This is a genomic window from Mesorhizobium sp. M0408 (assembly GCF_040321495.1).
Classification (GTDB): domain Bacteria; phylum Pseudomonadota; class Alphaproteobacteria; order Rhizobiales; family Rhizobiaceae; genus Mesorhizobium.
On sequence record NZ_JAMYRO010000001.1, the window covers coordinates 132,815 to 150,068 of the forward strand.

Annotated in this window: 15 protein-coding genes; 10 read left to right on the forward strand and 5 right to left on the reverse strand. The window is 63.7% G+C overall.

What is annotated here, in order from left to right:
• Positions 1-11 precede the first annotated feature (11 nt).
• The gene (locus NKI67_RS00695) at positions 12-221 is read right to left on the reverse strand and encodes a SlyX family protein (RefSeq protein WP_031211352.1); all 210 of its coding nucleotides are present in this window, start codon (positions 219-221) and stop codon (positions 12-14) included.
• A gap of 181 nt (positions 222-402) precedes the next feature.
• On the opposite strand from NKI67_RS00695, the gene NKI67_RS00700 reads away from it, so the two are divergent.
• Genes NKI67_RS00700 through deoA form a run of 6 tightly spaced genes read left to right on the forward strand, consistent with a single transcriptional unit; the run spans position 403 to position 6,577 of the window.
• Entirely contained in the window at positions 403-1,935 is a 1,533-nt protein-coding gene (locus NKI67_RS00700) for an ABC transporter ATP-binding protein (protein WP_352454009.1), read from the forward strand.
• On the forward strand, positions 1,932-3,071 hold the full coding sequence (locus NKI67_RS00705) for an ABC transporter permease (RefSeq protein ID WP_352644105.1): 1,140 nt from the start codon (positions 1,932-1,934) through the stop codon (positions 3,069-3,071). Before NKI67_RS00700 ends, NKI67_RS00705 begins: the two co-directional genes overlap by 4 nt.
• Before the next feature lies 1 nt (position 3,072).
• Positions 3,073-4,044 carry an ABC transporter permease gene (locus NKI67_RS00710; protein ID WP_352644106.1) on the forward strand — a complete coding sequence of 324 codons (972 nt, stop codon included), beginning with the start codon at positions 3,073-3,075 and terminating at the stop codon, positions 4,042-4,044.
• A 6-nt stretch (positions 4,045-4,050) separates the two neighbouring features.
• Positions 4,051-4,443 carry a cytidine deaminase gene (cdd, locus tag NKI67_RS00715; protein WP_023675315.1) on the forward strand — a complete coding sequence of 131 codons (393 nt, stop codon included), beginning with the start codon at positions 4,051-4,053 and terminating at the stop codon, positions 4,441-4,443.
• A complete protein-coding gene (locus tag NKI67_RS00720) occupies positions 4,440-5,258 on the forward strand; it encodes a purine-nucleoside phosphorylase (protein WP_352644107.1) in 819 nt (272 codons plus the stop codon). The genes cdd and NKI67_RS00720 overlap by 4 nt, the downstream gene beginning before the upstream one ends.
• A complete protein-coding gene (gene deoA / locus NKI67_RS00725; protein WP_352644108.1) occupies positions 5,258-6,577 on the forward strand; it encodes a thymidine phosphorylase in 1,320 nt (439 codons plus the stop codon). The genes NKI67_RS00720 and deoA overlap by 1 nt, the downstream gene beginning before the upstream one ends.
• A 109-nt stretch (positions 6,578-6,686) precedes the next feature.
• Here deoA and NKI67_RS00730 read toward each other — a convergent pair whose 3' ends face one another.
• From NKI67_RS00730 to NKI67_RS00740, 3 genes are all read right to left on the reverse strand, one after another.
• Positions 6,687-7,247 (reverse strand): TIGR02281 family clan AA aspartic protease, encoded by a 561-nt coding sequence (locus tag NKI67_RS00730; protein WP_352568187.1) that lies wholly within the window; start codon positions 7,245-7,247, stop codon positions 6,687-6,689.
• A gap of 100 nt (positions 7,248-7,347) precedes the next feature.
• Positions 7,348-7,977, reverse strand: a complete 630-nt coding sequence (upp, locus tag NKI67_RS00735; protein WP_023675320.1) for a uracil phosphoribosyltransferase — start codon at positions 7,975-7,977, stop codon at positions 7,348-7,350.
• Between the two features lie 162 nt (positions 7,978-8,139).
• On the reverse strand, positions 8,140-9,114 hold the full coding sequence (locus NKI67_RS00740) for an adenosine deaminase (protein ID WP_352454014.1): 975 nt from the start codon (positions 9,112-9,114) through the stop codon (positions 8,140-8,142).
• Positions 9,115-9,281: 167 nt separating this feature from the next.
• Between NKI67_RS00740 and ubiE the strand changes: the two genes are divergently transcribed.
• The 3 genes from ubiE to coaBC all read left to right on the forward strand — a co-directional run bounded on the left by ubiE (position 9,282) and on the right by coaBC (position 13,226).
• Positions 9,282-10,058, forward strand: a complete 777-nt coding sequence (ubiE, locus tag NKI67_RS00745) for a bifunctional demethylmenaquinone methyltransferase/2-methoxy-6-polyprenyl-1,4-benzoquinol methylase UbiE (protein ID WP_352576202.1) — start codon at positions 9,282-9,284, stop codon at positions 10,056-10,058.
• A 70-nt stretch (positions 10,059-10,128) separates the two neighbouring features.
• Positions 10,129-11,703, forward strand: coding sequence for a 2-polyprenylphenol 6-hydroxylase (gene ubiB / locus NKI67_RS00750; protein ID WP_352576200.1), 1,575 nt, complete (start codon positions 10,129-10,131; stop codon positions 11,701-11,703).
• Between the two features lie 65 nt (positions 11,704-11,768).
• A complete protein-coding gene (coaBC, locus tag NKI67_RS00755) occupies positions 11,769-13,226 on the forward strand; it encodes a bifunctional phosphopantothenoylcysteine decarboxylase/phosphopantothenate--cysteine ligase CoaBC (protein ID WP_352644109.1) in 1,458 nt (485 codons plus the stop codon).
• On the opposite strand, the gene NKI67_RS00760 is transcribed toward coaBC, so the two are convergent.
• Positions 13,223-14,680, reverse strand: coding sequence for an MFS transporter (locus tag NKI67_RS00760; RefSeq protein ID WP_352644110.1), 1,458 nt, complete (start codon positions 14,678-14,680; stop codon positions 13,223-13,225). The two genes, coaBC and NKI67_RS00760, sit on opposite strands and share 4 nt — an antisense overlap.
• A gap of 1,119 nt (positions 14,681-15,799) precedes the next feature.
• Here NKI67_RS00760 and NKI67_RS00765 point away from each other — a divergent pair.
• Positions 15,800-17,254: an efflux RND transporter periplasmic adaptor subunit gene (locus NKI67_RS00765; protein WP_352568183.1), complete on the forward strand. Its 1,455-nt coding sequence runs from the start codon at positions 15,800-15,802 to the stop codon at positions 17,252-17,254.

Below are 17,254 nucleotides of genomic sequence, written 5' to 3' on the forward strand. Positions count from 1 at the left end.
TGTCGGCCCGCTCACCAGTGCGGCGGCTTGGTCACCGGCACGTCGGGCGCGGCCTGTTCCTCCAGCGCCAGGAAGCGCTCGGCCAGCGCGTCGAGCTTGCGCTGCATGCGCTCGATCACCTTCCACTGCTCGGCGATCTGGCCGGACAGTTCCTCGATGGTCTTCTCCTGCTCGGCGGCGCGGATTTCCAGCGTCGTCAGCCGGTCCTCGGGCATGGTCATTTGAAATCCTCGATCAGGCGATTGTGCAGGGTGCGGCCACGTTGGAAATTGACAAGCATGGCGGGATTTGTCGAGAGTGAACCCTGCTCCGGCCAATTGGCACAGACCCAATTGGCACAGACTGGGCGTCATGCTAGGCGTTTGACCAAGCGGTAAAAAAATAACAGTGGGAACAGGCTGCATGGCGCAAGCCGCAATCGAGCTGATCGGCATCGACAAGAGCTTTGGCGCCGTGCGCGCCAACCGCGACATCAATCTGGAGATTATGCGCGGCACTATCCATGGCATCGTCGGCGAAAACGGCGCCGGCAAGTCGACGCTGATGTCGATCCTCTATGGTTTCTACCAGGCCGATTCTGGCGAAATCCGTGTCGGTGGGCAGCCGGCATCGATCAAGACACCGAATGATGCGATCGCGCTCGGCATCGGCATGGTGCATCAGCATTTCATGCTGGTCGACAATTTCTCGGTGCTGGAAAACGTCATTCTCGGCGCCGAAAGCGATGCGCTGCTGAAGAAGAGCATCGCCAAGGCGCGTTCCGAGCTGGAGCGGCTCGAGCGCGAATACGGGCTCGAAGTTGATCCGGACGCCATCATCGAGGAGTTGCCGGTCGGCCTGCAGCAACGCGTCGAAATCCTCAAGGCGCTCTATCGCGGCGCCGAGATCCTGATCCTCGACGAGCCGACAGGCGTGCTGACGCCGGCCGAGGCCGACCACCTGTTCCGCATCCTCAGGCAGCTGAAGGAGCAGGGCAAGACGATCGTGCTGATCACCCACAAGCTGCGCGAGATCATGGCGATCACCGACACCGTCTCGGTGATGCGCCAGGGCACGATGGTGGCGACCAGGGAGACCAAGAAGACCACGGTCGAGGAACTGGCCGAGCTGATGGTCGGCCGGCGCGTGCTGCTGCGCGTCGAGAAGGGCGAGGCGAAGGCCGGCGGCGTCAAGCTCGCGATCAAGAACCTGACGGTGAAGGATTCCCGCGGCGTCACCATGGTCGACGACGTCTCTTTCGATGTCCATGCCGGCGAGATCGTCGGCATTGCCGGCGTCGCCGGCAACGGGCAGTCCGAATTGCTCGAGGCGATTTCCGGCATCAGGCATGCCGTTTCGGGCTCGGTCATGCTCGACGGCAAGCCGATCGACCTCACCGGCGCCGCCGACCCTGGCGAGCTGCGCGAGCGCGGCCTTGCCCATGTGCCGGAGGACCGCCATCATGTCGGGCTGGTGCTGGCCTTCGAGGAGAACGAGAATTCGATCCTCGGCTACCAGGACGACGAGCGCTATCTGAAGGGGCCGTTCCTTGACATCGACGCCATCCGTAACGATGCTCGGGACAAGATCGTCAAATATGACATCCGCCCGACGGACTGCCGCCTCAAGACCGCCAATTTCTCCGGCGGCAACCAGCAGAAGATCGTGCTTGCGCGGGAAATGGAACAAGATCCCGGCGTGTTGATCGTCGGCCAGCCGACGCGCGGCGTCGATGTCGGGGCCATCGAATTCATCCACAAGCGCCTCATCGCCATGCGCGACCAGGGCAAGGCGGTGCTGGTGGTTTCGGTCGAGCTCGACGAGATCCGCTCGCTGTCCGACCGCATCCTGGTGATGTTTGCCGGCCGCATCGTCGGCGAACGCGGCCCCGACGCGACCGAGGGCGAGCTCGGCCTGCTGATGGCCGGCGTCGAGCAGCGCGAGGCGGCGGAATGAGCACTCCCTATGCCAAGCTGCCGGCCTGGGTCGACTACGTCCTGATCCCGCTGATCAACCTGTTCGTCGCCTTCGTCGTTGCCGGCTTCGTCGTCATATTGGTTGGCGAGAACCCACTGCGCGCAGCCGTCGTCCTGGTCGAGGGTGCCTTCGGCCGCGGCCAAGGCATCGCGTTCACGCTTTTCTATGCCACCACCTTCATCTTCAGCGGGCTTTCGGTGGCGGTTGCGGCGCATTGCGGCCTGTTCAACATCGGTGGCGAGGGCCAGGGCTATATCGCCGGTCTCGGCATTGGCATTGTTTGCCTGGCCTTCGACAGCGTGCTGCCTTGGTGGCTGACCTTCCCGATCGCCATTATCGCCGCCGCGGCGATGGGCGCGCTGTGGGCGCTGATCCCGGCCTATCTGCAGGCCAAGCGCGGCTCGCACATCGTCATCACCACCATCATGTTCAATTTCATCGCCGCCAGCGTCATGGTCCGTGCGCTGGTCGGGTACTTGAAGCCCCCCGCCTCGATGGCACCGCAGACGCGCACCTTTCTCGAAGGCGCGCAACTGCCGAAGCTCAACTGGGTCATCGAGTTGTTCGGCGCCAAAATCCGTTCGGCGCCATTCAACGTCAGTTCCTTGCTGGCGCTAGCCATGGCCTTCCTGGTGTGGGTGCTGATCTGGCGCACCAAGCTCGGCTACGAGATGCGCACCTATGGCCACAGCCCGAAAGCGGCGCGCTATGCCGGCATTTCGGAGATCCGCATCATCATTATCGCGATGATGATCTCGGGCGCGCTAGCCGGCATGATGGCGCTCAACCCGACGATGGGCGACCAGCACAATGTCGCACTCGAATTCGTTTCGGGCGCCGGTTTCGTCGGCATCGCGGTGGCGCTGATGGGCCGCCTGCATCCGGTCGGCATCGTCATGGCGGCAATATTGTTCGGCATGCTCTACCAGGGCGGCGCCGAACTCGCCTTCGAGATGCCGGCGATCAGCCGCGACATGATCGTCATCATCCAGGGCCTAGTCATCCTGTTCGCCGGTGCGCTCGAGCATATGTTCCGGCCCTATGTCCAGGCGCTGTTCGCCTCGCTCAGCCCGAGATCGGTCGGCATGGAAGCGGTCAAGGGGAAGGGCGCCTGAGATGGATTTCTTCAACGCCATCGTGCAGGTCCTGGACTCGACCATCCGCCTGTCGGTGCCCTTGCTGCTCGCCTGCCTCGCCGGCCTCTATTCGGAGCGCGCCGGCGTCTTCGACATCGGGCTCGAGGGCAAGATGCTGGTCGGCGCCTTCGCCGGTGCGGCCGCCGCCTCGGTCTTCCACTCGGCCTATCTCGGCCTCGGCATGGCCATCCTCATTTCGGTTGCCTTCGCGCTGATCCACGGCTTTGCCTCGATCACCCATCGCGGCAACCAGATCGTCTCGGGTGTCGCGATCAATTTCATTGCCGCCGGATCGACGATCATGCTCGGCCAAGCCTGGTTCCAGCAAGGCGGGCGCACGCCGGCGCTGGCCGCCGGCGAGCGGTTCGAGGCAATCACCTGGCCGGGCGCGGAGGCGTTCAGGAGCGTGCCGATCCTCGGGCCGATCTATTCGGAACTCATCTCCGGCCATTCCGTGCTAGTCTATCTCGCCTTCCTGGCCGTGCCGTTCACCTGGTGGGTGCTGTTTCGCACACGCTTCGGCTTGCGCCTGCGCGCCGTCGGCGAGAACCCGGCCGCGGTCGACACCGCCGGCATCTCGGTCGCCTGGCTGCGCTACCGGGCGCTGATCTGCACCGGCGTGCTCACCGGCATTGCCGGCGCCTATCTGTCGATGGTGCAGAATGGCGGCTTCGTGAAGGACATGACCGCCGGCAAGGGCTACATCGCGCTGGCCGCGCTGATCTTCGCCAAATGGAAACCGGTCAACGCCATGTTCGCCTGCCTGCTGTTCGGCTTCCTCGACGCCGCGTCGATCCGCCTGCAAGGCACGCCGCTGCCGCTGATCGGCAAGGTGCCGGTGCAATTCATGCAGGCGCTGCCCTATGTGCTGACCGTCATCCTGCTTGCCGGCTTCATCGGCAAGGCAATCCCGCCGCGCGCCGGCGGCGTGCCTTATGTCAAGGAACGCTGATCTATCATGGCTCATGATCTGTTCGAAGCGGCGAAAGCCGCCATGGCCAAGGCCTATGCGCCCTATTCGAAATTTCCGGTCGGCGCGGCGTTGCGCACCGAGGACGGCCGTGTCTTCACCGGCGCCAATGTCGAGATCGCGTCCTATCCGGAGGGCTGGTGCGCCGAAACCACCGCGCTCGGCCACTACGTCATGGGCGGCGGCGGCAAGATCACGGAAATCGCCGTGATCGCCGAACGCGTGGCAAAATGCTCGCCCTGCGGCGGCTGCCGGCAGCGGCTGGCGGAATTCTGCCGGCCGGAGACGAAGTTCTATCTCTGCGATGATAGCGGCGTGGTTGAGACCGTGACCATGGGCGAGTTGCTGCCATACGGGTTTGAAGGCGATGTGCTGAAATGAAGGAAGCGCTCGATCACCTCGTCGAAAGGCTGGACGGGCTGGCGCCGACCACCGCCTTGGTGCTGGGGTCAGGGCTTGGCGGGCTTGTCGACCAGGTCGAGGATGCGGTGCGCATCTCCTACGCCGACTTGCCGGGGTTTCCCCGAAGCGGAGTCAGCGGCCATGCCGGCGAGGTGGTGGCGGGGCTCTTTGCCGGCACGCCGGTGCTGATGCTGTCCGGCCGGGCGCATTATTACGAGCACGGCAACGCGGCGGCGATGCGGCCGGCACTCGAGGTGCTCGCCGGCCTCGGCATCTCCAGGCTGATCCTCACCAACGCCGCCGGTTCGGTCGATCCCGGGATGGGCCCGGGCTCGGTGATGCTGATCACCGATCACATCAATTTCTCGGGCTCCAACCCGCTGATCGGCGAACCGAGCGACCGCCGTTTCGTCGGCCTGACCGAAGCCTACGACGCCGGTCTCCGCTCCGCCATCGAGCAGGCGGCGAAGGCCACCGGTACCAAGCTGCACAAGGGCGTCTATATGTGGTTCTCCGGCCCATGCTTCGAGACGCCCGCCGAGATCCGCATGGCGCGCGTCATGGGCGCCAACGCGGTCGGCATGTCGACGGTGCCGGAGGTCATTCTCGCCCGCTTCCTTGGGCTGCGCATCGCCGCGTGTTCGGTCGTGACCAACCTTGCCGCCGGCATGACCGGAGCCGAGCTGTCGCACCAGGAGACCAAGGACATGGCGCCGGTCGGCGGCGCGCGGCTGGCGACCATTCTGCAGCGTGTTTTTCAGGACGGGCTTCCGGAGCACAGGGTCGACGCCTGATGCTTCCCCAGGAAATCATCCGCCGCAAGCGCGACGGCCAGAAGCTCTCGGCTGAGGAGACAGCGTTCTTCATCGAGGGTCTGACCGTCGGCACCGTCACCGACGCGCAGGTCGGCGCCTTTGCCATGGCGGTGTTCTTCAACGGCATGAGCCGCGACGAGGCGGTGGCGCTGACTATGGCGATGCGCGATTCCGGCGATGTGCTCGACTGGTCGGATCTGCCCGGCCCGGTCACAGACAAGCATTCGACGGGCGGCGTCGGCGACAATGTCTCCTTGATGCTGGCGCCGATCGTCGCTGCCTGCGGCGCCTATGTGCCGATGATTTCCGGCAGGGGTCTCGGCCATACCGGCGGCACGCTGGACAAGATGGATGCCATCCCCGGCTATATCAGCCAACCGGATGTTGCGCGCTTCCGCAAGACCGTGCTCGAAACCGGCTGCGCCATCATCGGCCAGACCGCCGATCTCGCACCCGCCGACGCCAGGCTCTACGCGATCCGCGATGTGACGGGAACGGTCGAATCCGTGCCGCTGATCACCGCCTCGATCCTGTCGAAGAAGCTGGCGGCCGGCCTTGGTTCGCTGGTGCTCGACGTCAAGGTCGGCAACGGCGCCTTCATGGAGAAATCGCGCGACGCAGCCGCACTGGCCAACAGCCTGGTCGACGTCGCCAATGGCGCCGGCCTTAAGGCCTCGGCGCTGGTCACCGGCATGAACGAGCCGCTGGCGTCCGCCGCCGGCAATGCGGTCGAGGTGCGCAACGCCGTCGATTTTCTCACCGGCCGCTTTCGCGACCGGCGGCTGGAGGACGTGACGCTGGCGCTGGCCGCCGAGATGCTGCAATCGGCAGGCCTGGTGTCGTCCAACCAGGACGGCCTGCGCCGCGCCGCCGAAACGCTGGCCGGCGGCCGCGCCGCTTCCATCTTCGCGCGCATGGTGGCGGCACTGGGTGGTCCCGTCGACTTTGTCGACAATCCGGAAAAATATTTGCCGAAAGCGGCAACGGAATTCGCGGTCAAGGCGAGCGCGAACGGCTTTGTCACCGGCATCGCGACCCGCGAGATCGGGCTTGCCGTGGTCGGGCTTGGCGGCGGGCGGACGCGGCCCGACGACAGGATCGATCACGCCGTCGGCATCACCAGGCTGTTGCCGGTCGGTGCTGAAGTGCGGGCCGGCGAAGCGCTGGCGCTGGTCCATGCCCGTAATACCGGGGATGCCGAAGCGGCCGCGGCCGCCGTGCTTTCGGCCTATATGATCGGCACTTCCAGACCGGCCACGGAGAAAACCGTCATCCGGCGGATCCTGCCGCGCGGGTAGAGCCATTCCGATGGTATCGGATGGGCTCTATCGTTCTTTGGACCACGATCTTGTCCGAAAACCGGTCCCCACTTTTCGCTGGCGCGGACCTGCGGTTCGGGATCACGTTCTACTGAACCAGCAGCAGCTTGCCGTCTTCGACCTGGTATTTTTCGAGCCGCTGCAGAAAGCTCATGCCGATCAGGTTGGTGTGCAGCGCCCTGTCGTCGAGCACGACGGCCTCGACGCCCTCGACGGTGATCTTGCCGATCTGCAGGCGATCAATCGTCACCACGGCGGCCTTGATCGCACCATTGGCGGTGTTGACCTGATGGCTGAAGTCCGTCGAATTGAGCGAGATGCCGATCCTGCGCGCAGTCGAGGTGTTGATGGCGACGAGCGTGGCACCGGTATCGATCATGCCGTCGATCTGGCGGCCGTTCAACTTGAAGACCGACATGAAATGCCCGCGCGAGTCCGCGGTGACGACGACCTTGCGGCCGAGCGGCTGCGGCGTTGTGGGCCTGTCCGGGACGGCGGCGAGATTCAGGTCGGTTTGTGTGTCGGCCGGCCTGGCTCCGATGGCGGATTTCAACAGCCGCTCGATTACCTGTGAATTGGACTGATACACGATCGGCAGCGATGCCGACGTTCCGGCAAACACGCCAAGGATGAGGAGCTTGCGCAGCATGGACCGGCCTTTGTGGTTGCCGATCCTTAGTCCGACATGGTGATTGCCGCTTTAACGAGTGCGGAAACCAGCCGTTTGCGTAAACAATCGGTAAACGGATCTATTTGGTGCCGTACATGCGGTCGCCGGCATCGCCGAGACCCGGCATGATGTAGCCCTTTTCGTTGAGCTGGCGGTCGATGGAAGCGGTGAAGACCGGAACATCGGGATGCGCCTGGGTAAACCGCTCGAGGCCCTCTGGTGCCGCCAGCAGGCAGAGGAAGCGGATGTTGGTGGCACCGCGGCCTTTCAGCTTGTCGATCGCCGCGATCGCCGAATTGGCGGTCGCCAGCATCGGGTCGACGACGATCACCAGCCGGTCGGCGAGGTCGCCCGGCGCCTTGAAGAAATACTCGACCGCTTCCAGCGTCTCATGGTCGCGATAGAGGCCGATATGGGCGACACGCGCCGCCGGCACCAGATCGAGCAGGCCTTCGAGCAAGCCGTTGCCGGCGCGCAGCACCGAGGCGAAGACCAGTTTCTTGCCCTCCAGCGTCGGCGCCTCCATCGTCTCGATCGGCGTCTCGATCGTAGTCGTCGTCAGTTCCAGGTTGCGGGTGACCTCGTAGCCGAGCAGCAGCGAGATCTCGCGCAGCAGCCGCCGGAAGCCGGCCGTCGAAGTTTCCTTCTTGCGCATGATGGTCAGCTTGTGCTGGACAAGCGGATGGTCGACGACGGTAACGCCCTTCATGGTGTTCTCCAACTGCGCAGGTGAATAGTGAATGGTGAATAGTGAATAGTGAACTGGTTTGCGAGTCCTTGGTTGCGCGGAAAACTCGCGGTTGACGAACCGAAGCGCCGGGTGAACCATTCACCATTCACCATTCACCATTCACCATTCACCATTCACCATTCACCTGCCCTTGGCGCCGAGCCTGCCCAGCAGCACCGCCCTGGTCTTCCTGTCGACGAAGGCTGCCTCGATGGCCGTCCTGGTGACGGCGGTGAGCGCCTTGTCGTCCATCGCAAAATGCTCGGCAGCGATGTCGTATTCGCGTTTCAGCGAGGTCCAGAAATAGGGCGGGTCATCGGAGTTGAGCGTCACCTTGCAGCCCGCTGCCCGCAAGGCGGGGAAGGGATGGTCGGCGAAGCTGTCGAAGATTTTCAGGGCGATGTTGGAGCCAGGGCAGCATTCGAGCACGACGCCTTCGTCGGCGATGCGCCGCACAAGCTCGGGGTTCTCGATGGCGCGCACGCCATGGCCGATGCGAGACGGGCGGATGTGGTCGAGTGCCGCCTCGACGCTCTCCCAGCCCATCAATTCGCCGGCATGGACGGTGATGCCGAGGCCGGCCTCGCGGGCGATCTCGAAGGCCCTGACATAATCTTCCAGGTCGCCTATCCGCTCGTCGCCGGCGACGCCGAAACCGGTGACCAGCGGATGCCCGCAGCGCGCGGCGAAACGCGCCGCCCGCTCGATCGATTCGACACCGAAATTGCGCACGCCGGTGACGATCATGCGGCCTTCGATGCCGGTCTTCGCCTTGGCGCGGGCCATGCCTTCGCCGAGCGCGTCGGTATAGGCCTTCGGCGACAGCCCGGCCTTGCTGGCATGGTCGGGCGAGGTGAAAACCTCGGAATAGATGGCGCCGTCGCGGGCGAGGCTGGTCAGGTAATGGTCGGCCAGCCGCGCATAGTCTTCTTCGGTGCGGAACAGGTCTGACGAGAAGTCGTAGGCGGCGAGGAAAGAGGTGAAGTCGTGCCAGACGAAGGAGCCGTCCTGGATGTAGGGCGAGGCATCCTTGCCGTATTTCTCAGCCTGGCGGAGGACGAGTTCAGGCGCCGCTGCCCCTTCGATGTGGCAGTGCAGTTCTGCTTTCAAAGGCATTCAATTATCCCGTCAGGCTTTTTCTTATGACGCAGGTTCTTGTCGGAAAACCGTGTGACACTTTTCCGGAACCTGCTTCGAAGCGCGGCCGAACACCGCGCCTTAAACAATAGCGCCCGCACCATCGATCGGCTATGGTCCCGCCGATTTTATGGCGGATCAAAACGATGTCGGTTGAAAGAACCACGGCTGCGGGCGGCATGGAAACCTCCTATGGTTTCAGGCGGGTAGGGCCAGGCGACAAGCAGTCCCTGGTCAATGATGTTTTCCACAAGGTGGCGAACCGCTACGACCTGATGAACGACCTGATGTCGGCCGGGTTGCATCGGTTGTGGAAGGACGCCATGGTCGCCTGGCTCAATCCACCGAAGCGGCCGGGCTGGAGCGTTCTCGACGTTGCCGGCGGCACCGGCGATGTCGCCTTCCGCATCGTCGAGGCGAGCGGCAGGCACGCTCATGCAACGGTTCTCGATATCAACGGCTCGATGCTCGCCGTCGGCCGCGACCGGGCCGAGAAAAAGGGCCTGTCGGCAAATACCGATTTCGTCGAGGCCAATGCCGAGGAACTGCCTTTTGCCAACGCTACTTTCGATGCCTACACCATTGCTTTCGGCATCCGCAACGTGCCGCGCATCGATGTGGCGCTTGCCGAAGCCTATCGCGTGCTGAAGCCTGGCGGGCGCTTTCTCTGCCTTGAATTTTCCGAGGTAGAGATGCCGCTGCTCGACAAGGTCTATGAGGCATGGTCGTTCAACGCCATTCCGCGGATCGGCAAGGCGGTGACCGGCGATGGCGAGCCCTATTCCTATTTAGTCGAATCGATCCGCAAATTTCCCAATCAGGTGAATTTCGCAGCGATGATCTCCCGCGCCGGCTTCGACCGCGCCTCGTTTCGCAATTATTCCGGTGGCATCGCCGCGCTCCACTCGGGCTGGAAGCTTTGAGGCTGGCCCGTATCTTTCGTAATCAATGTGCTCTTCGCCGGTCCAGGAAATCGGCGGGGCAAAGCCAGCCATGAGCAGCATCGGCGCTGGTTTCAGGCTCGTGCGGGCCGGCTGGGTACTGGTCCGCGAAGGCGTCATCGCGGCTTTGCCCGGCGACGAGCTCTTCGGCCTGCCGAAATTCGGCTGGCGCATGGCCCGGCTATTCACCCGCCGTCGCGCGCTTGCCTACGAGCGCGGCGACCGGCTGGCCAAGGCGGTCGTGCGGCTCGGCCCATCCTACGTCAAGCTCGGCCAGTTCCTGGCGACACGGCCGGACGTCGTCGGCAATGACATAGCGCTCGATCTCGCCATGCTGCAGGACAAGATGCAGACGTTTGCGAAGGCCGAGGCCGTTGCAGCGATAGAAGCCTCGCTCGGACGCAAGATCGATGAGCTCTATGTCAGTTTCGGCGAGGCCGTCGCCGCCGCCTCGATCGCCCAGGTTCATACCGCCGAAGCCCTGCAGGACGGCGTCATTACCCGGGTAGCAGTAAAGGTCATCCGGCCGGGCGTGCGCCGCCGGTTCTTTCGCGATCTCGAGAGCTATTTCCTCGCCGCCCGGCTGCAGGAAAAATACATCCCGTCGTCGCGCCGGCTGCGGCCGGTCGAGGTGACCGAGACACTGGCCCAGACGACCAAAATCGAAATGGACCTGAGGCTGGAGGCGGCGGCTTTTTCGGAGCTCGGCGAGAATACCAAGGACGATCCCGGCTTCCGTGTGCCGTCGGTCGACTGGGAGCGCACCGGTCGTGACGTGCTGACCATGGAATGGGTCGACGGCATCAAGATGAACGATATTGCCGGCCTAGCCGCCGCCGGCCACGACCTGAAGGCGATTGCCGCCAACCTCGTTCAGTCGTTTCTGCGCCATACGCTGCGTGACGGTTTCTTCCACGCCGACATGCACCCGGGCAACCTGTTTATCGAAGCCGACGGCACCATCGTCGCCGTCGATCTCGGCATTGCCGGCCGGCTCGGCAGGAAGGAGCGCCGGTTCCTCGCCGAAATCCTCTACGGCTTCATCACGCGCGATTACCAGCGCGTCGCCGAAGTTCATTTCGAGGCCGGCTACGTGCCGCGCCAGCACAATGTCGCGGCTTTCGCCCAGGCGATCCGGGCGATCGGCGAACCGATCCACGGCCAGCCGGCCGAGACCATCTCGATGGCCAAGCTGTTGACGCTGCTGTTCGAGGTGACCGACCTCTTCGACATGGCGACGCGGTCCGAACTGGTGCTGCTGCAGAAGACCATGGTCGTTGTCGAAGGCGTCGCCCGCACCCTCGACCCGGCCTTCAACATGTGGAAGACGTCGGAGCCGGTGGTCAGCGGCTGGATTGCCCGCAATCTCGGCCCGCGCGCGCTGCTGGCCGATGCGCGCGACGGTGCCAACGCGCTGCTGGCGCTGGCCCGTCAGGCACCGGACCTCGCCGCCCGTACCGAGCGGCTGTCGCGTGAGATCGACCTGATGGCCGAAAACGGCCTGCGCTTCGACGAGGGGACGGCGGACGCGATCGGCAAAGCCGAGGCGCGCCACACCCGCTCCGGCCGGCTGGCGCTGTGGGTGATCGCGCTGACGCTGGTGTATATCGCCTGGCGTATATTCTAGCGCTTGTTGCAAAGTGATTGCATTGCTATCATTGCACTCAGCAACTCCGGGCAAGGTGCAATCAGATGGCCAGCATCACGATCCGCAACCTTGATGACGAGGTCAAGGACCTGCTGCGCCGACTGGCGGCGGAGAATGGCCGGTCGATGGAAGACCAGGCGCGGGTGATGATCCGCGCAGCGGTCGAAGGTCAGTTCGGTTCGGCCGGTCGCATCGACCAGATCGAGAAAACACTGCGCGAGCTGACGAGTTCGCAAAGTCCGGCAACGCCGGTGGTCGCCGTCTCCAGCCCGCGAGGCATCCTCTCCGGCAAGCGCATCCTGCTGATCATCGGCGGCGGTATCGCCGCCTACAAGGCGCTCGACCTGATCCGCCGGCTGCGCGAGCGTGGTGCTTCGGTGCGGGTGGTGATGACGGCTGCGGCGCAGGAATTCGTCACCACGCTGTCGGCCGGGGCACTGTCAGCCGACCACGTCTTTACCGAGCTGTTCGACCGGCAGGACGAGCACGACATCGGCCACATCAGGCTGTCGCGCGAGGCCGATCTTGTGGTCGCGGCGCCGGCCACCGCCGACCTGATGGCAAAGCTCGCCAATGGCCACGCCAACGACCTTGCCTCGACCGTGCTCATCGCCACCGACAAGCGAGTTTTGATGGCGCCGGCGATGAACCCGAAAATGTGGGCGCATCCGGCGGTCCGCCGCAACCGCTCGATGCTGGGCAACGACGGCGTCGCATTCGTCGGCCCGGCGAAAGGCGAGATGGCCGAAAGCAACGAGGTGGGCGAGGGCCGCATGGCCGAGCCGCTGGAGATCGTCGCCGCGATCGAGGCACTGCTCGACAGCCGGCCAAAGCCGCTGGCGGGCAGGAAGATCATTGTCACCTCCGGGCCGACGCATGAACCGATCGACCCTGTGCGCTACATCGCCAACCGGTCGTCGGGCAAGCAGGGCCACGCCATCGCGGCGGCGCTGGCTAGGCTCGGCGCCGACGTGCGTCTCGTCTCCGGCCCGGTCGGCATTGCCGATCCGGCCGGCATCGCCACGCTGCACGTCGAAACGGCCGTCGAGATGAAGGACGCCGTCGAGCAGCTGCTGCCGGCCGACGCGGCAGTGTTCGTCGCGGCTGTCGCCGACTGGCGCACTCAAAGTTCGGCCGGGGAAAAGATCAAGAAGACGGCGGGCGAGGGGCCGCCGGCGCTGCAGATGGTGGAAAATCCCGATATTCTTGCCGGTGTCGGACATCACAAAAAGCGGCCGATGCTGGTGGTCGGTTTCGCCGCGGAGACGCAGGATCTGGTCAGGAATGCCGAGGCCAAGCTTGCAAAAAAGGGTGCCGATCTTATCGTCGCCAATGATGTCTCGCATGAAGATGGTTCTCCGGGCGTGATGGGCGGCGACCGCAACAAGGTGCGGATCGTCTCAAAGGCCGGCGTCGAGGAATGGCCGGAGATGAGCAAGGACGAGGTGGCGACGCGGCTCGCGGCACTAATCGCCGACCGGCTGAAGCCGATCGTGGTCTAGTCAATCTCCCCCACGGAGATTGACAGCTTCGCCGGCTTCGTGTCGGTCGCCCCCGAAATCCGCAAGGCGGCGAGGCATCCCAGGATGCCGAGCGGTATGAAGGCGAGGAACAGCCAGGCGGCGACGTTCGCCGCGGCCTCGCGGTTCAGGCCTTCGGAAAAGCCGCTGGCGTTGGCGACGATGCCGGTCAGTGCCGCACCCACGGCATAGCCGATGCGCTGCATGGTCGGCACAGCGGCCGAGGCGATCGTCTGCTCGCCTTCCTTGGCCGATGCCACGATGACACGCGTGACGAACGGCCAGGCTATGCCGAAGCCGCCGCCTTGCAACAAAGCACAAAACAGGATCAGCGGGATCGAGCCGGCCGGCACCGTATAGGCGAAACCGGCGACGCCCGTGGCGATCATCAGCGCCCCGCCGACGATGATCAGCCGCTCGCGCTCCGGTGGCGCATTGGCGACGAGGATCGACAGGATCGACCAGGCGATCGATTCGGCGGCGATGATGTAGCCGGTGGTCAGGATCGGAATGCCGTGCAGGCTGGTCAGAAGCAGTGGTCCGTAGACCGCGAACGAGCAGGTCGCCACCGAAAACGCAGCGACCATGGTCATGCCCGCGCCGACCGGCGAGCGCCATGAGAACAGCCGCGACGGGAACAGGCGCGAGCGCGGCTTCAGTGCATCGATATGGATGAACAGCGCCAGGCCGATCAGGCCGAGGGTGAGCAGCAGCGACGAGCGCAGCAGGGCGATGTCGACGCCAGCGGTGGCGATCAGCACGACGCTGACGGCGAGGCAGCCAAGTGCCGCAAAGGGGAAGGGCGGCGCCGAGCCGCCCGTCGCCTGCGGCCTCGTTGCTTCAGGCGTATCGAGCACGAGGAAGCTTGCCAGCGCCATGGCCGTGCCGCCGAGGGTAAAGACGCCGAAGGCCCAGCGCCAGGACGAGAATTCGGTCATGACCGCGCCGAGCACCGGCCCGCTGAAGGCGGCGACACCCCAGATCGCCGACATGACGCCGAAAAGCTGCGGCCAGATCGCGCGGGCAAACAGCCGCTCGACCGAGACGAAGGCGAGCGACACCAGCGCGCCGCCACCGAGCCCTTCGATCAGGCGGCCGCAGAGGAACAGCGGCATCGAAGGCGCGGTGGCGCAGACCAGCGCGCCGGCGGCATAGAGCATTGCGGCGACCATCATGTTGGTACGCAGCGCGACATAGCTCACCAGCCGTCCGGCGGCCGCACCGGCAACGATGGCGCCGAGCTCGTAGATCGCCAGCGACCAGCCGACCAGTTGCACGCCGGCGAGTTCGCCGACCATGGCCGGCATGACCGTTGCTACCATGGTTTCGTTGGTGGCGTGCAGCAGGATGCCGAGGCCGATGAAGCAGATGCGCGCCAGGTCGCCGCTCGCCCACAGCGCGCGCCAATCGACCCCGTTTGTGCTTGTTTTGGTCATCCAGTCCCCCGAGCTTCCCTAGACGCTGGTCTAAAATATTGGAGCGCTCTTCGTCTCCAAATGGGCACGCGGCGCTTCGGGGACGGCTTGTAAAACCTCAACCGCAGTTGAGTTCAAGCGGTTTCCGGTGTGCTGAGATGATGATGTAGGCCGGAAGCCAGGGTGATCGTGCATCTCGGCTCCACGATCAACCGCTCTGCGGCGCAACTGATACTGGCTGACGCCGATTGCGATGTTCACGCCGTTCTACCAATCGATTTAGCAGCACCTCAACCGACGTATATCCCAGATACTGGTTGCCAGCTTCCGCAAATATGGTTAATATATTAGCAAGAAGAAATATTCCCGCTTACAGTCGTACTGGAGCACGACAATGGGCGCTGCCGATTTGCGCAGGCCAAGTATTGCGGCGATTCTGTGCGCCGCAGAGGGCCCTTCATCCGAAAGAGTCTTGTCACCCGAAAGAGTCTTGGGAGGCCCGGCGGCTTAAAGCCGTTGCTGGCGGCCTCATAACTTCCGCATCCCCCACACCATAATCGATCGAACCGAATCGAGGGCTTTGTTGCGCCCTCATGCTGCCGACCAGTGCCAGAGATGGCCTGCGCAGCACCCTCTAGCTCTGGCAAAATCGGAGGAAAACATGATTATTGGATGTAGATGTAGTGGTTTAAAGGTGGCCGCGGCTGCGGCTTTCATGGGTGGGGCACTGTTGCTTGGAACAGGCGGAGCGCTAGCGCAGACCTGTCCCGGCGTATCGCAGACACAGTGCACGGACTTCTGCGGCACCGCTGGCGTGGCCTCCTGTACAAAGACGGGGTCGGTTCCGGACTGCGTGTGCAATGAGACCACGAAGGATGTGAATGGCAATGCGTTCGGCACGGCAACGCAGGATACGGCTGAAGGCCAAGGCAACATTGGCAACAAGACCGAGACGGCCTGCGAGGGTAATCCCGGCCACTGCAAGTAGTAATATCCGAAATTTTCGAATAAACATCTATGTATTTGGCTGTTGACGAGTTTATTCTATAGGTTCGTAGAATTCCTCTGCGGCACTGCCAAGTGCAGATTAAAGAGCTGGAAGGGACTACCTTTCCCTTCCGGCTCAGAGGTGGTCAGAACATGATGCGCAGCGTTTTGTTCGTTACGGTAATCCTCGGCGCGGCGGTAACGCCCGGGAGTTCCATGGGACCGACACCATCGGTGACTTCCGGCCAGGTTTTGTCGGCCTTCAATCAGCTCTCAGCTCTCCTCGAGCCGTCCTCCATCCGGCCCGATACCCCCGCCTATCGCTCGCAAGCCGTGGAGCGCGGCGATATCGTCACAACGGTGCAGGCGGCTGGCACGCTGAACGCGCTAGTTATGGTGGAAGTCGGTTCTCAGCTCTCGGGTCGGGTGAAGGAACTCTATGTCGACTTCAACTCCAAGGTCACCAAAGGCCAGGTGATAGCCCGGGTTGAGCCGGAGATTTACGAAGCGAGAGTAGCGCAAGCCCTTGCCGAACGGGAGATGGCGCAAACGCAGGTTTCGGTACATCGGGCGCAGATCGAGCGGGCCAGGGCAGAGATGGAGACCGCCGAGGCCAGATATGATTCTGCAGCCGCACAGACTACACGCGCCGAAATCGCGCTCGATGGTGCGGCGCAGGAAGTGAACCGCAAACGTTCCCTGGCTAAGCAGAAGATCATCGCGGTGGGAGAATGGGAGCGGGAGAATACCGCGCACAATTCTGCCAAGGCGCAGGCGACTGCCGCCCAGGCCGAGGAACTGTCGCAATCGGCAGTCGTTCGAGCCGCCAAGGCGACCCTCAACATGGCAGAAGCGGAGCTCGCCAACACGCTTGCCCAGGTGAAGCAGAAGGAAGCGGTGCTTCAGCAGGCCCAAATTGATCTTGACCGCACCTATGTACGCGCGCCGGTCACCGGCACAGTGGTCAATCGCGCCGTCAGTGGCGGTCAGACCCTGGCGGCTAGCCTGCAGACCCCGATACTGTTCACCATAGCTCAAGACCTGACTGAGATGCAGGTGGAAGCTTCCGTGGTGGAAGCCGACATTAGCCGTTTTGCGCTCGGGCAGCCGGTTACTTTCACTGCCGATGCCTATCCCGACCGAATTTTCACCGGCACGGTAAAACAGATACGCAAGGCACCGCAGGTCGTTCAAAACGTCGTCACATACATAGTGGTGGTCGGTACGCAAAATTCCGATGAGCTGCTGTTGCCCGGCATGACCGCCAATCTGAGCGTGGTAATGGCCAAGCGACAGGGGGTCTTGAAAGTGCCCAATGCGGCCCTGCGTTTTCGGCCGCCGAGTGATACCGGGGACGAGGCGCGATCAACCGCGCCGGCCATTGCCAAAACGGGCGTAGAGGCGGGAAGCCCGGGCGAGGTATTTGTATTTGGGCCAGACCGCGAGCCGAAGCTTGTCTCGCTCCGGCTTGGAATCACCGACGGTCGTGCAACAGAGGTGCTGGCAGGCGACCTGACTGAGGGGCAGCAGGTCATTACGGGGCTTGCTACTGCTCCGCGTCGGGACGATGACGCGTCTTCCGTCCTGGTCAAGTTCCGGTTGTGGTGA